Origin of the sequence: Paenarthrobacter sp. AMU7 (assembly GCF_041200195.1) — a bacterium.
Classification (GTDB): domain Bacteria; phylum Actinomycetota; class Actinomycetes; order Actinomycetales; family Micrococcaceae; genus Arthrobacter.
Window position 1 is genome coordinate 1,827,691 of sequence record NZ_CP165735.1, and the last position, 13,542, is coordinate 1,841,232.

At 62.4% G+C, this 13,542-nt stretch carries 14 protein-coding genes; 11 read left to right on the forward strand and 3 right to left on the reverse strand.

The genetic code is table 11. The features are described from left to right. Positions 1-15 precede the first annotated feature (15 nt). From pgsA to ABQM86_RS08390, 3 genes are all read left to right on the forward strand, one after another. A complete protein-coding gene (gene pgsA, locus ABQM86_RS08380; RefSeq protein ID WP_207597026.1) occupies positions 16-618 on the forward strand; it encodes a CDP-diacylglycerol--glycerol-3-phosphate 3-phosphatidyltransferase in 603 nt (200 codons plus the stop codon). After that, positions 615-1,127, forward strand: a complete 513-nt coding sequence (locus tag ABQM86_RS08385) for a CinA family protein (RefSeq protein WP_369746378.1) — start codon at positions 615-617, stop codon at positions 1,125-1,127. Before pgsA ends, ABQM86_RS08385 begins: the two co-directional genes overlap by 4 nt. A 137-nt stretch (positions 1,128-1,264) precedes the next feature. Beyond that, on the forward strand, positions 1,265-1,699 hold the full coding sequence (locus ABQM86_RS08390; RefSeq protein ID WP_024820363.1) for a helix-turn-helix domain-containing protein: 435 nt from the start codon (positions 1,265-1,267) through the stop codon (positions 1,697-1,699). A gap of 90 nt (positions 1,700-1,789) precedes the next feature. Here ABQM86_RS08390 and ABQM86_RS08395 read toward each other — a convergent pair whose 3' ends face one another. After that, positions 1,790-2,341, reverse strand: coding sequence for a MarR family winged helix-turn-helix transcriptional regulator (locus ABQM86_RS08395; protein ID WP_207597028.1), 552 nt, complete (start codon positions 2,339-2,341; stop codon positions 1,790-1,792). A 41-nt stretch (positions 2,342-2,382) separates the two neighbouring features. Between ABQM86_RS08395 and ABQM86_RS08400 the strand changes: the two genes are divergently transcribed. From ABQM86_RS08400 to dapF, 6 genes are all read left to right on the forward strand, one after another. Then, the gene (locus ABQM86_RS08400; RefSeq protein ID WP_207597029.1) at positions 2,383-2,607 is read left to right on the forward strand and encodes a DUF3046 domain-containing protein; all 225 of its coding nucleotides are present in this window, start codon (positions 2,383-2,385) and stop codon (positions 2,605-2,607) included. Positions 2,608-2,855: 248 nt separating this feature from the next. After that, a complete protein-coding gene (gene recA / locus ABQM86_RS08405) occupies positions 2,856-3,896 on the forward strand; it encodes a recombinase RecA (RefSeq protein ID WP_089594401.1) in 1,041 nt (346 codons plus the stop codon). Further along, on the forward strand, positions 3,886-4,428 hold the full coding sequence (locus tag ABQM86_RS08410) for a regulatory protein RecX (protein WP_369746379.1): 543 nt from the start codon (positions 3,886-3,888) through the stop codon (positions 4,426-4,428). Before recA ends, ABQM86_RS08410 begins: the two co-directional genes overlap by 11 nt. Continuing rightward, complete coding sequence (gene miaB, locus ABQM86_RS08415; protein ID WP_369746380.1) at positions 4,428-5,957, forward strand: tRNA (N6-isopentenyl adenosine(37)-C2)-methylthiotransferase MiaB; 1,530 nt, start codon at positions 4,428-4,430, stop codon at positions 5,955-5,957. The genes ABQM86_RS08410 and miaB overlap by 1 nt, the downstream gene beginning before the upstream one ends. 18 nt (positions 5,958-5,975) lie before the next feature. Continuing rightward, positions 5,976-6,902 carry a tRNA (adenosine(37)-N6)-dimethylallyltransferase MiaA gene (miaA, locus tag ABQM86_RS08420; RefSeq protein ID WP_369746381.1) on the forward strand — a complete coding sequence of 309 codons (927 nt, stop codon included), beginning with the start codon at positions 5,976-5,978 and terminating at the stop codon, positions 6,900-6,902. A 37-nt stretch (positions 6,903-6,939) separates the two neighbouring features. Then, positions 6,940-7,908 (forward strand): diaminopimelate epimerase, encoded by a 969-nt coding sequence (gene dapF, locus ABQM86_RS08425; RefSeq protein ID WP_207597033.1) that lies wholly within the window; start codon positions 6,940-6,942, stop codon positions 7,906-7,908. Here the strand turns inward: dapF and ABQM86_RS08430 are convergent. Next, entirely contained in the window at positions 7,889-8,503 is a 615-nt protein-coding gene (locus ABQM86_RS08430) for a class I SAM-dependent methyltransferase (protein WP_369746382.1), read from the reverse strand. The genes dapF and ABQM86_RS08430 overlap by 20 nt on opposite strands. 519 nt (positions 8,504-9,022) lie before the next feature. Here ABQM86_RS08430 and hflX point away from each other — a divergent pair. Together hflX and ABQM86_RS08440 are read left to right on the forward strand one after the other, a co-directional pair. Beyond that, entirely contained in the window at positions 9,023-10,585 is a 1,563-nt protein-coding gene (gene hflX, locus ABQM86_RS08435) for a GTPase HflX (RefSeq protein ID WP_369746383.1), read from the forward strand. Beyond that, positions 10,578-12,638, forward strand: a complete 2,061-nt coding sequence (locus ABQM86_RS08440) for an ATP-dependent DNA helicase (protein WP_369746384.1) — start codon at positions 10,578-10,580, stop codon at positions 12,636-12,638. Before hflX ends, ABQM86_RS08440 begins: the two co-directional genes overlap by 8 nt. Here ABQM86_RS08440 and lexA read toward each other — a convergent pair. After that, positions 12,635-13,378: a transcriptional repressor LexA gene (gene lexA / locus ABQM86_RS08445; protein ID WP_089594409.1), complete on the reverse strand. Its 744-nt coding sequence runs from the start codon at positions 13,376-13,378 to the stop codon at positions 12,635-12,637. The two genes, ABQM86_RS08440 and lexA, sit on opposite strands and share 4 nt — an antisense overlap. Positions 13,379-13,542 lie beyond the last annotated feature (164 nt).

Sequence of the window (13,542 nt, forward strand, 5' to 3'; positions counted from 1 at the left end):
CGGTAGCCTAGAGGGGTGACTACAGCCGAGGGTGATAACGCGACGTCCAGCAATTCCGATGTCTGGAACCTGCCCAACATCCTCACCATGCTTCGGATCGTCCTGGTTCCGTTTTTTGTGTGGTTCCTGCTCGCCGACAACGGCGAGTACGGCCTGTGGCGCTGGGCAGCGGTGGTGGCCTTCGCGGTCGCCATCTACACGGACAAGCTCGACGGCGACATCGCCAGGGCGCGCGGCCTCATCACCAATTTCGGCAAGATCGCCGATCCCATTGCCGACAAATTGCTGATCGGCTCCGCGCTGGTGCTCCTGTCCATCCTGGGGGAACTGCCGTGGTGGGTCACCATCCTCATCCTCGTCCGCGAGTGGGGGATTACGGCCCTTCGGTTCGTCGTGATCCGGTACGGCGTCATGCCGGCTTCCAGGGGCGGAAAGCTGAAGACGGTGGTACAAACCGTCGCCATCTTCCTTTACATCCTTCCCCTCAAAGCGATCGCTCCATGGCTGGGCGACGTTGCCTTCTGGGTCATGATGCTGGCACTTGCCATCACCCTGTGGACCGGCGTCGAATACGTCATCCAAGCCCTCAAGCTGCGGGCGGCGGGGCGTAGGGCATGACGTCCGGGAACGCCGGCACCGCCGCGGCAGAGACGTCGACGGCGGTGGTCGCCGCAGCGATCGCACAGAACCAAACGGTCGCCACGGCCGAGTCGCTCACTGCTGGAATGGTAGCGGCCACCCTGGCAAATACTCCTGGCGCTTCGGGGATGCTTCAGGGGGGAGTTGTTGCGTACCAAAATTCCGTCAAGGCCGGCGTCCTGGGCGTCCCGGAAGAGCTGCTTGCCGACGTCGGGTCCGTTGACGGTGCTGTTGCGGAAGCCATGGCCGAGGGTGCCCGGCGCTCTTGCGGTGCCAGCATTGGAGTATCCACTACCGGAGTGGCCGGACCTGATCCCCACGATGGCAAAGCCGTAGGAACAGTGTTCGTTGGAATCGCTGCCGATGCCGGAACCAAAGCCTTCGAATTCAGCTTCACGGGGGACCGGCGTTCGATTCGCGAACAGGCCTGCGAGGCGGCCCTGGCGCGTCTGCTTGCCGCGCTGGAAGGGGATGGTTACCGTTCGTAAAGTAGCCGGGAACAAAAACTGATTGCCAATAGTTGTGTCATTGAGTCGCTTCGGAAGAGCCGGGGCGCCTAGGATGTAGAAACCAACCCGGTCCGCCCACCAGCGAACCGGATGACTGAGGGAGCAAGGCGATACAGATGGTAAAGCAGCCCGTATCCGTAAACGGCGTTGTCCGCTGGAAGGATGTGGGCTTGGCTGATCAGACACAGAGCGAACAGAAGGAGCGCAAAATGGTTGTACTACGCCACGAGATCGGTGATGTACTGCGCGATGTCCGCCAGCGTCAGGGCCGTACCCTCCGCGAGGTTTCGCACAGCGCCCGCGTCTCACTTGGTTACTTGAGTGAAGTTGAACGCGGCCAGAAGGAGGCTTCTTCCGAGCTCCTGTCCTCCATTTGCACAGCCTTGGATGTTCCGTTGTCCCACATGCTCCGCGAAGTCAGCGACCGTGTGGCCGTTGCGGAGGGTGTGGCCGTGCCGGACACCGTTCCGCAGGAATTCTCCCAGCGTTACGGTCGCGATCTGGACCTCACGGACGACTTCCCGCAGGGAATGCTCTCCGGAGCCCGGTAACCGTTCCACCAGAAGTGGGAGAAGGTCCCCAGCCATCAGCTGGGGACCTTCTTTTGGTCTTCGTTGGTATGGCCTGAGGCGCCTGGCGGATCAGGCGTCGGCTGGCTTGGTGGGGTCGGCAGCACTGTCCGGTTCCCGCAGGGTCACGTCCTTGAGGACGCCGTCGCCGTAGATCGCATTGAGCCGGCCCATGTAGTCGGCCAGGGTCTGGACGTCCTCAAGCGGCCATTCGCCCAGGCGTTCGCGGAATACCTGCCGCCGGGCATCCTGGACCTGGTGCATCTTGTCCTCGCCCTTGTCCGTCAGGCGTATGGATTGTGCCCTTCCGTCCTGCGGGTCCGCTTCCTTGTAGACCAGGCCAATGCTCTCCAGGAAGGCGATCTGCCGGCTCACGGAGGGCTTGCCAACGCCAATGCACGTGGCGAGGTCGGTCAGCCTGATAGGACCTTCCCTCCGGATGACGGTCAGCAGCCCGTAGGCGGCCGGTTCCATGTCCGGGTGGACCTGGCGCGACAACTGATGGGAGATTGACCGGGCACGGCGCCAGAGCAGGCTCAGCTGGTGTTCCACCTGCTGGAGGGCGTCGTCTACGGCGTCGCCTGGCACGGCCTGACCGGGCGTGCTCTGGAGAGGATTGCTCATGGCAACCATTCTAGAGTCCGGCTCCGTGAGAGACTCTATCCGTGAGGGCAAGTGACTTTTGGCGATTGATGGACGATGAGTTCGGGGCAGGCTATTCCCGTGTCCTCGCCGGCTCCTTGGTACTCGCAGGCGTAGGCGGGCGGACTGCCGTTGAGGCACTGGCCTCCGGATACCACCCCCGCGAGGTGTGGTTGGCTGTATGCGAAGTCCAGGATGTTCCGGCCGAACGCAGGCTGGGGCGGGACATTAAACCGGCCTCCAGCTGAGGTCCGCGCCGCTGCCTCGACAGCAGACACGCCGGTCCATTGTTCGAATATCTGTTCGGATGGGGATATGCTCCTGTGAGAGGAAAATTGATCCCGAAGGCCGCATTTCCGAGCATCCGGATTGCCCGGTTGTCCACATAGCCGGATTCGGCTCATAAAAATGTCAGCACGTCGTAATAGCGTCTGACATGACAGGAAAGCGGCTCTTAGGGCCACTCCACAGCGAGAAAGCATCAGAGGTGTGAACCATGGCGGCAACCCCGGATCGTGAAAAGGCGCTTGAAGCAGCGCTTGCCCAGATCGACAAGCAGTTCGGCAAAGGATCCATCATGCGCCTGGGTGATGACACCCGGGCTCCCATCGAGGTCATCCCTACCGGCTCCATTGCCCTGGACATCGCCCTTGGCATTGGCGGGCTGCCCCGTGGCCGTGTAGTGGAAATCTACGGACCGGAATCCTCGGGTAAAACAACCGTTGCGCTGCATGCCGTTGCCAGCGCCCAGCGCGCCGGCGGCATTGCGGCGTTCATCGACGCTGAGCACGCTCTGGACCCGGACTACGCGGCAAAGCTCGGAGTGGATACGGATGCACTCTTGGTCTCGCAGCCGGATACCGGTGAGCAGGCTTTGGAGATCATGGACATGTTGGTGGGTTCCGGCTCCCTGGACATCGTCGTCATCGACTCCGTGGCCGCGCTGGTACCCCGTGCTGAAATCGAAGGCGAAATGGGCGACTCCCACGTGGGTCTGCAGGCCCGCCTGATGAGCCAGGCCCTGCGTAAGATCACCGGCAGGCTCAGCCAGACCAAGACCACAGCCATCTTCATCAACCAGCTGCGTGAGAAGATCGGCGTCTTCTTCGGTTCTCCGGAAACCACCACCGGTGGTAAGGCCCTGAAGTTCTACGCTTCGGTGCGCATCGATGTCCGTCGTATCCAGACCTTGAAGGAAGGTGCGGACTCCGTAGGTAACCGCACCAAGGCCAAGATCGTCAAGAACAAGATGGCGCCGCCCTTCAAGATTGCTGAGTTCGACATTATTTACGGCCAGGGCATCTCCCGTGAGGGCGGCATCATTGATATGGGTGTCGAGCACGGCATCATCAAGAAATCGGGCTCGTGGTTCACCTATGATGGCGATCAGCTGGGCCAAGGCATGGAGAACTCGCGGCGTTTCCTCCGGGATAACCCTGAGCTCGCCCAGGAGCTGGAGCGCCTGATCAAGGAAAAGCTTGGCGTTGGCGTCAAGCCGGAGGAAGACTCCCCAAAGCTGAAGGCCGTTGACGGTTAGGAGAGGGCCGGATCCGGAGTCGTCCGTATCCGCCGATCCCGAGCCTGATCCCGAGTCCGTGGCGCGTGCCATCGTCCTGAGGCAGCTGACGATGGCGCCGCGGAGCCGGCTCCAGCTGTCCCGCAAGCTCGCGGAACGCAACGTGCCCGAGGATGTGGCCGAGGCCGTCCTGGACCGGTTTGAAGAGGTTCAGCTGATTGATGATACTGAGTTCGCGAGAATGTGGGTCCGCAGCCGTTCGCAGAGCAAGAAGCTCGCCAAAGGCGCACTTCGTCGCGAACTGACGGAGAAGGGCATTGAGCTGGACGCAGCCGAAGATGCCCTGTCACAGCTCAGTGATCAGGATGAAGAGTTGGCTGCCCGTGAGCTTGTTCAACGCAAGCTGCGTCCCGGCGTCGATCTGGCTGATCGCGCGGAACGGGACAAGTACACCCGGCGTCTGGCGTCGATGCTGGCACGGAAGGGCTACGCCCCCTCCATGGCCTTCAGGATCGTCGGCGAGGTGCTGGCAGAAGCCGGTACCCTTGAGTAGTGAGTTTGACCATTCCTTCCCCAACAGTTCCCGCCACTCCTCCGGCTGAGCCCAGGACCTATCAGGTCCGCACGTTCGGCTGCCAGATGAACGTCCATGATTCAGAGCGCATGGCGGGACTCCTGGAGGACGCAGGTTACGTGCCTGCGGACGGTGAACTGGCTGACGTGGTGGTCTTCAACACATGCGCTGTTCGGGAGAATGCGGACAACAAGCTCTACGGCAATCTCGGCCAACTCCGGCAGGTCAAGGCAGCGAACCCTGGCATGCAGATAGCTGTAGGTGGCTGCCTGGCCCAGAAGGACCGCGAAACCATCGTCAAGAAGGCGCCGTGGGTTGACGCCGTGTTTGGTACCCATAATGTTGGCGCCCTGCCGGCGCTGCTGGACCGTGCCCGGCACAACAATGAAGCACAACTTGAGATCCTTGAGTCTTTGGATGTCTTCCCGTCAACTCTTCCCACTAAACGGGATTCTGTTTATGCGGGGTGGGTTTCCATATCCGTGGGCTGCAACAACACCTGCACGTTCTGCATTGTGCCTTCGCTCCGCGGCAAGGAAAAGGACCGACGCCCCGGAGAAATCCTCGCCGAGATCCAAGCCCTCGTGGATGATGGCGCTGTTGAAGTGACTCTCCTCGGCCAGAACGTCAACTCCTACGGCGTGGAGTTCGGGGATCGCCAGGCTTTCTCCAAACTCCTTCGGGCGTGCGGTGAAATCGAGGGCTTGGAGCGCGTCCGCTTCACCAGCCCGCACCCCGCAGCCTTTACCGATGACGTCATCGAGGCCATGGCTGAGACGCCCAACATCATGCCGCAATTGCACATGCCCTTGCAGTCGGGCTCAGATAAAATCCTCAAAGACATGCGGCGTTCCTACCGATCCAGCCGGTTCCTCGGAATTTTGGACAAGGTTCGCGATCGGATTCCCAACGCAGCCATCACCACGGACATTATTGTCGGGTTCCCAGGCGAAACTGAAGAGGATTTCCAGGCCACCCTGGATGTCGTGGAGAAGTCCCGTTTCGCCTCAGCCTTCACCTTCCAATACTCCAAACGGCCCGGCACGCCGGCCGCCGAGTTGCCTGACCAGCTTCCGAAAGCGGTGGTGCAGGAGCGTTTCGAAAGGCTGACAGCCCTCCAGGACCGCATTGCCGCTGAGGAGAACGCCAAACAGCTGGGCAGGACGGTTGAAGTGCTGGTGACGGCCCAGTCAGGGCGTAAAGCCGAGGAAACCCACCGCTTATCCGGTCGGTCCAAGGATCAGCGCCTGGTGCACTTCTCCGTGCCGTCCGGCGCAGATACTCCCCGTCCCGGTGACTTTGTGACGGTCACCATCACGGAGGCTGCTGCTTTCCACCTTGTGGCGGATCCGGCCACCGCTGGCGACTATGTGCTGCGCCGGTCCCGTGCCGGCGATGCCTGGGATCGTTCCCAAGCTGAGTCCTGCGGCGTCCCTGCTCCGGGTTCGGGCTCGACCAAGGCCGGGGTGTCCCTGGGCATGCCGTCCTTGCCGGCTCGCCGCGGCTGACGTCTGATCAGGAACCCTGTGCCCACCTACACCAAGGACGCTTCCCTGCCCGTCATTGCAGTGGTTGGCCCCACTGGTTCCGGCAAGTCGGACCTGGGTGTCAACCTTGCCCTCGCCCTGAACGGTGAGGTCATCAACGCGGATGCCCTGCAGTTCTATCGCGGGATGGACATCGGAACGGCCAAGATCAGCGTGGAAGAGCGCAAGGGCGTTCCCCATCACTTGCTGGACACCATGGATGTCACCCAGGAGGCAAGTGTTGCGGACTTCCAGGCGGACTGCCGTAGAGCCATTGGGGAAATCCGTTCACGCGGAAAACGCCCTATCCTGGTGGGGGGATCCGGTCTGTACGTCCGCGCCGCGCTGGACGTCCTGGAGTTCCCCGGCACCGACCCAGTCATCCGTAAGGCCCTGGAAGAAGAGTATGACGCGCACGGCCTCGCGCCGCTGCAAACCCGCCTTGAGGACGTCGATCCCGTGTCGGCAGCCCGTGTAGGTGACGCGCGGCGGGTGATCCGGGCCCTTGAAGTGCACCAGCTCACCGGGCGGCCTTTCAGTTCGTTCATGCCGCAACGCGAGTACTTTCAGCCGGCAGTGCAGATCGGGCTGTCAGTGGACCGTGAGGTGCTGAGGCAACAGTTGGCCCTGAGGGTCCATCGGATGGTGGAGGCTGGTCTGCTTGAGGAGGTTGAACGGCTTGATGCTGCGGGGCTCAGGGAGGGCAAGACCGCGTCCCGTGCCTTGGGGTACGCGCAGTTCCTGAGGGTCCTGGACCATCAAACCGATGTTGCTGCCGCGTCAGAGGAAACCATCGTGGCCACCAGGCAGTTCGCCAGGCGTCAGCTCACCTGGTTCAGGGCTGACCCCCGGATCACCTGGCTTGACTGGCAGGATACCGACCTCGTGGCCAAGGCCGTCGCCACCGCTTCGAGCCGGCCGGCCTGATTTCTGGCCAAACCAGCGTGGAAGGTAGCCTAGTGGCATGGATGAAACCCCTGCAGTTCCCGCCCAGCAGTCCACAGCTGCCGGTGCTACCGTGACCGCCTCAAGCCTTGCTGGGCTGACGTTTTCCAAGGGCCATGGAACGGGCAACGACTTCGTCCTGATTGCCGACCCCGGCGATGCCCACGAGATCACCCCGGAGCAGGTTGCCCAATTATGCGACCGCCACGTAGGCATTGGTGGAGACGGTCTTATCCGCGCTGTCCCGTCGCGGTTCCTTCCGGAGGGCCGGGACCTTCTGGAGCAGGACCCCGACGCCGAGTGGTTCATGGATTACCGCAACGGCGATGGTTCCCTCTCGGAGATGTGCGGCAACGGGGTCCGCGTCTTCGTGCACTTCTTGATTGCGGAAAAGCTGGTGGATCTTGGCCCGGGCGAAACCCTGACCATCGGCACCCGTGGCGGGGTCAAGAAAGTGGTCCGTACGGCCAACGGGTATGCCGTGGACATGGGCCCATGGGAGTTCATCTTCCCCAAGGAAGCCACCACCAAGGCAATGGACGCATTGGTCAGCGCTGACGGCCTGGAAGTAGCCCGTCCGGGCCTCTCAGTCAGCATGGGCAACCCCCACACTGTGGTTGCTTTGGCCGAACTCAAGGAGCTGTCGGCCACGCAATTGTTCAAGGCCCCGGTGGTCGATCCCAAGCCTGTCAACGGGACCAACGTTGAATTCGTTGTTCCGGCCGAACCGTTGGTTGAAGACGGCGTCGGCACCATCACCATGCGTGTCCATGAGCGCGGCGTGGGGGAGACCCAATCATGCGGCACAGGAGCCTGCGCGGCCGCCGTCGCCATTCGTCATTGGGCCGGAAACACCGCGCCGAACGATTGGCACGTTAAGGTGCCGGGCGGCGTCGTGGGTGTTAAATTCTTCCCCGGTGCAGGTGGCCGCGAACATGTAGAGCTCAGCGGCCCGGCCGTGATCGTGGCTACTGGGACGCTTTCCTGACCCGGATGATCCTGAAGGACTTGGACGTGCTCTCCCGGCCCACCGTGTAGCTCTTGTCCAGCTCGCCGGCGAGCCACCGCTGGAGGGAGTCCGAGCCAAGGTTCTTTTGAACCACCAACCAGGCGTTTCCTCCCGAGGCCAGGCGCGGCAGCCACGTCAGCAGCAGGGTGTGCAGCTCGTCCTTGCCGATGCGGATGGGCGGGTTGGACCAGATGGTGTCGAACTCGACGGCGGGGTCTACCTCGTGCGGCAGGCTCGCCGTCACGTTGTCCAGACCCAGGGCAGCAGCGTTCTCATTGGTCAACGTGACACACCGCTCATTGACGTCCACGGCGTGCACCTTGGCGTGGGGGGCCATCAGCCCCAGCGTCAAGGCAATAGGACCCCAGCCGCAGCCGATGTCCAACAAGTTTCCCTGGGGTGAAGGCGGCGGAACTTCGGAGAAGAGTATGGCAGTGCCCTTGTCCACTCCGTCGGGACTGAAGATGCCGGAGGAGGTCTGCAAGTGGCGTGTGGCTCCAGCGAGTTCCACCGTGAGTGGCTTTCGGGTGAATGGTCCGGCCGGTTGGGCGGTGAAATAGTGTGCAGACTCCATAATTTGCCAGATTAGTTGGCTATCGGCGCCATGGGAAACTGCCTGCCCGAAGAGCTGGCTTGACATTGGATGATAGTGTGAAACGCATGTTCCTGATCTTCGAGTAAAAAGCCGCCACCCGCCTGAGCACTCAGGCGTCGCACGGCACCGCCCGCGATGCAGCCCGGTCCCTGGCAGTTCTGCCAAGCCCCGGTCTTTCCGCCAGGCAGGTCCCACCGGCACATCCGTCGACCCGCGTTCCCCGTCACGGATGTCTTGAAGATCACACCCTCCAGCCCAGCCCTCTGAACCGTCAGTATCCTGTGCGGTCCAGGTAAGCCGGCAGTGCAATCTCCAGATAGCCAGGAACCTCCACGCGGATCCCACCACGCCAGATCACAGCAACCGCCGCCCACTCCACGGGCGGCCGTTCAGCACAGGAGGCCCTCTTTGGCCCATGCCCGTCAGCCCAGCGCGAATAGCGCCCCATTGAACAGCAAACAGCACTATTCTGGAATAGCCGAACAGTCTAAGGAGACCATGACCACCCAGAAGCACTCCGGATCCGATTCCGACGCCCAGGACATGAGTCCTGAACAAATCCAGGCCGTCATCGACCGGATTCTTTCCAAGGACGTACCTCCGCAAGCATCCGATAACGACGATGCCGGTGGTGTGTTCGGCAAGGCACAGGCCATTTCCACACTTGACCAGGAACACAGCATCTACGACGGCGACCAGGAAGACCTGGCCGAGCGTCGTGCACTGCGCCGTACGGCTGGCTTGTCCACGGAACTCGAAGACGTCACCGAGGTCGAATACCGGCAGCTGCGACTTGAGCGCGTCGTCCTGGCCGGCCTCTGGACCGAGGGGACACTGGCCGACGCTGAAAATTCACTCCGCGAGCTAGCTGCCCTGGCAGAGACTGCCGGTTCGGAAGTCCTTGATGGTTTGGTGCAGCGGCGAACGAAGCCGGACCCAGGGACCTTCCTGGGGTCGGGCAAGGCCCAGGAACTCAAGGACATCGTTGCCGCCACCGGTGCGGACACCGTAGTGGTGGATACCGAGTTGGCTCCTTCCCAACGCCGTGGCCTTGAGGACATTGTCAAGGTCAAGGTAGTAGACCGCACCACGCTGATCCTGGACATCTTCGCCCAGCACGCCAAGAGCCGTGAAGGAAAAGCCCAGGTTGAGCTTGCGCAGCTCGAGTACCTGCTCCCGCGCCTTCGCGGTTGGGGCGACTCCATGTCACGCCAGGCCGGTGGCCAGGTGGGTGGGGCTGGTGCCGGCATGGGTTCGCGTGGTCCTGGTGAAACCAAGATCGAACTGGACCGTCGTCGCATCCGCACCCGCATGGCCAAGCTTCGCCGTGAGATCGCCGCGATGAAGCCGGCGCGCGAGACCAAGCGCGCCAACCGCCGTCGTAATGCCGTTCCTTCCGTCGCAATCGCCGGATACACGAACGCCGGCAAGTCCTCGCTCCTGAACCGCCTCACTGACGCTGGTGTGCTGGTGGAGAACGCCCTGTTCGCCACCTTGGATCCCACCGTCCGTAAAGCCCAAACGCCGGATGGCATCGGCTACACCTTGGCGGACACTGTGGGGTTTGTCCGTTCGTTGCCGACCCAGCTGATTGAAGCCTTCCGCTCCACCTTGGAAGAAGTGGCGGACGCAGACCTGATCCTGCACGTAGTGGACGCCTCGCATCCTGATCCCGAAGGCCAGATTGCTGCTGTCCGGGAGGTCTTCACAGAGGTGGATGCCCGCAAGGTGCCCGAGATCATCGTCCTGAACAAGGTTGATGTCGCGGATCCCTTCGTCGTTGAGCGCCTGAAGCAGAAGGAACCGCGTCATGCGGTTGTTTCTACACGCACTGGCCAAGGCATCGCCGAACTGCTGGAAGACATCAGCCGGTCCATTCCCCGCCCGGGGGTGCGCCTGGAGCTTCTCATTCCCTACGACCGCGGCGAAATGATCAGCAAGCTCCACAGCTCCGACTCGGAAATCCTCACCCTCGAGCACGAGGAAAACGGGACCCGTGTTGTTGTCATGGTCCGCGAAGGACTGGCAGCCGAACTGGAGCCGTTCGTCACCAATGGTTGAGAAGGTGGCGGCGGACGCCGTCGAGTCGTTGGGGGAGAAGACCACCCTCGAGTTGTTGGACCGGGCTGTTGCCGGCATGGGCGGTCAAAGCCGTACCGGGCAGCACGAGATGGCCAAGCATGTCACCAGGGCCATCGAGACCGGGGAGCACCTGCTGGTCCAGGCGGGAACGGGAACGGGTAAGTCCTTGGCGTACCTGATTCCGTTGATCGCGCATTCGATGGACAGCGACAAACCGACTTTGGTGTCCACCGCCACCTTGGCACTCCAAACACAGATTGTTGGCCGCGACCTTCCCCGGCTGTTGGAGACCATCAACCCAGCCCTTGAACGCCCCGTCAACGTGGCGCTCGTCAAGGGCAGGGCCAACTACGTCTGCCGGCAAAAACTCGAAGGCGGGTTCCCCAGTGAGGAACCGTCCGAGGGTCAGCTGTTCTCCCTGGGCGAGGACACCAGTGTCCCGCACTTTGCGGCGTCCATGGGGGGACCGCAATCACAGCTGGGCAAGGAAGTGGTCCGGCTTCGCGAATGGGCCGAAAAGACCACTACCGGCGACCGTGACGAACTCATGCCCGGCGTCACGGACCGGGCTTGGCGGCAAGTCTCCGTGACGTCCATGGAGTGCCTCGGCGCGCAGAAGTGTCCCCTCGCCGAGGAGTGCTTCAGTGAGTTGGCCCGGTCCCGCGCAGGCGAAGCCGACGTCGTTGTCACCAACCATGCCATGCTGGCCGTCAGCGCCTTCGAAGGGCTGGCTGTGCTGCCCGAATACGACGTCGTGGTAGTGGATGAGGCCCATGAACTGCAGGACCGGGTGACGGGCGCGGTGTCAGGCCAGTTGTCCGCGGCCATGGTCCATGCGGCGGCGTCGAGCGCGCGCAAGCACACGGCCATCACGGTGGATGCCCTCAACGCGGCCGCCGATCGTTTGGATATGGCCATAGCGGGCGTGCCCAATGGTCTTCTGCCCAGTGGGCTCAATGACGAACAGCTCGACTGTTTGGACCAACTGAGGGAAGCCACACGCGCAGCATTGTCGGATTCGAAGACGGATTCTTCCAACGCGGTCGACGGCGGCAGGCAGCTGGCGCGTTCACGGCTCATGCTCATTCTGGAGCTGTGCGAGCGGATGCTCGCGGCCAAGGAGAACCGGGAAGTGGTGTGGTTTTCCCGCAACAGTACGTTCGATCCCCAGCAGGGATACTCGCAACCCGACGAGACCGCTCCGGCCCTGATCAACATTGCGCCCCTGAGTGTTGCGGGACGCCTGCGTGAAGGTCTCTTTGCCGGTCACACAGTGGTGCTGACTTCAGCTACCTTGGCCATCGGCTCGGCTTTCGAACCGGCTGCAGGTGGCCTTGGACTGATTGGCGATGGAGCGCCAAGCTGGACCGGGATCGATGTTGGCTCGCCCTTCGATTACCCCAAGCAGGGTGTGCTTTACGTGGCCAAGCACTTGCCTAAGCCTGGCCGTGGAACTTCGCCCGAGGCCCTGGATGAGTTGGAAGACCTCATCCGCGCTTCCGGTGGGGGAGCGCTGTGTCTTTTCTCGTCGCGGCGGGCGGCCGAGGAAGCCGCCGATGCCATGAGGCTTCGCCTCGACGTCAGTATTCTCTGTCAGGGTGAATCCACCATGGCCGCATTGGTGAAGCAGTTCGCCGACGAGCCCGATACCTGCCTCTTCGGCACGATGTCGCTGTGGCAGGGTGTGGATGTCCCCGGTGGTTCGTGCCGCCTTGTGGTCATAGACCGAATCCCGTTCCCGCGTCCGGATGACCCGTTGATGACTGCCCGCTCTCGTGCCGTGGCACAGTCGGGTGGAAACGGATTCATGGCCGTGTCAGCGACCCACGCCGCCATTCGTCTGGCCCAGGGGGCAGGCCGGCTCATCCGTTCCACCGGGGACAAAGGGGTTGTGGCGGTCCTGGACTCCCGGCTCTCAACAGAGCGCTATGGGGGCTTCCTCAGGGCAGCCCTGCCGCCGTTCTGGGCGACGACGGACAGAACCGTGGTTCGGGGCGTCCTGGAGCGTCTGGGCCCGGCCAAAGCCTCCTAGAGGGAACGCAGGACCGACACGACCTTGCCCATGATGGTGGCCTGGTCGCCGAGGATGGGTTCGTACTGGGTGTTCTGCGGAAGAAGCCAGGTGTGCCCATCACGCTGGCGGAAGGTTTTGACGGTTGCTTCGTCGTCCAGCAGTGCTGCCACGATGTCTCCGTTGATGGCGTCGTTCTGCCGGCGGACAACTACCCAGTCGCCGTCGCAGATCGCGGCATCGATCATCGAGTCGCCGGCCACCTTCAGCATGAAGAGTTCGCCGTGCCCTACGAGTTGCCGGGGCAGGGCAAGCACGTCCTCCACGGTCTGGTCAGCAAGGATGGGGCCGCCGGCAGCGATCCGACCAACCAGCGGGACCATGGCAGTATCGCTGGCGCTGGCAAGCTCTGTGACGGCAAAGCCACCCGTGCTGCGGAGGGTAGTGGGTGCTTCCACTCCCGGAATGGGTCCGCCATCGAGGGTCAACGGCATGAGGACTTCCATGGCCCGGGGACGTTTGGGATCGCGGCGGAGATATCCAAGCTTCTCCAGCTGGGAGAGCTGGTGCGTCACGCTCGACAGGCTTGCCAGGCCCACGGTGTCTCCAATTTCGCGCATGCTGGGCGGATAACCGTTGTCATTGACGGACCGCTGGATGGTTTCCAGGATCTTCTTCTGACGGACAGTCAGGCTCTTGGGACTCTTTTGAGGCTGCTGGCTCCGCAGGGGTGCCCCGCCGCCGGTGGCTTTCGCTGCCATGTTCGCCAATGCCTTTCCATTCCGCCCGGAGTGAGCCCGGGGTCGTCGGGTCTTCAAAAAATGTCAGACCCTCCTGTTCCACTGAAACAGTGCTGTTTCTTCACTCAAACGTAGGGCAGCCACAGGCGTTTATCAAACATTTGTTCTAGCGAGTCTCGACACCG

Excerpts from the sequence above, each read along its gene's own strand:
- ABQM86_RS08390 (WP_024820363.1), top strand. The coding sequence starts at position 1,265 with ATGGTAAAGCAGCCCGTATCCGTAAACGGCGTTGTCCGCTGGAAGGAT.
- ABQM86_RS08430 (WP_369746382.1), bottom strand. The coding sequence starts at position 8,503 with ATGGAGTCTGCACACTATTTCACCGCCCAACCGGCCGGACCATTCACC.
- ABQM86_RS08385 (WP_369746378.1), top strand. The coding sequence starts at position 615 with ATGACGTCCGGGAACGCCGGCACCGCCGCGGCAGAGACGTCGACGGCG.
- hflX (WP_369746383.1), top strand. The coding sequence starts at position 9,023 with ATGACCACCCAGAAGCACTCCGGATCCGATTCCGACGCCCAGGACATG.
- ABQM86_RS08440 (WP_369746384.1), top strand. The coding sequence starts at position 10,578 with ATGGTTGAGAAGGTGGCGGCGGACGCCGTCGAGTCGTTGGGGGAGAAG.
- lexA (WP_089594409.1), bottom strand. The coding sequence starts at position 13,378 with ATGGCAGCGAAAGCCACCGGCGGCGGGGCACCCCTGCGGAGCCAGCAG.
- dapF (WP_207597033.1), top strand. The coding sequence starts at position 6,940 with ATGGATGAAACCCCTGCAGTTCCCGCCCAGCAGTCCACAGCTGCCGGT.
- ABQM86_RS08395 (WP_207597028.1), bottom strand. The coding sequence starts at position 2,341 with ATGAGCAATCCTCTCCAGAGCACGCCCGGTCAGGCCGTGCCAGGCGAC.
- recA (WP_089594401.1), top strand. The coding sequence starts at position 2,856 with ATGGCGGCAACCCCGGATCGTGAAAAGGCGCTTGAAGCAGCGCTTGCC.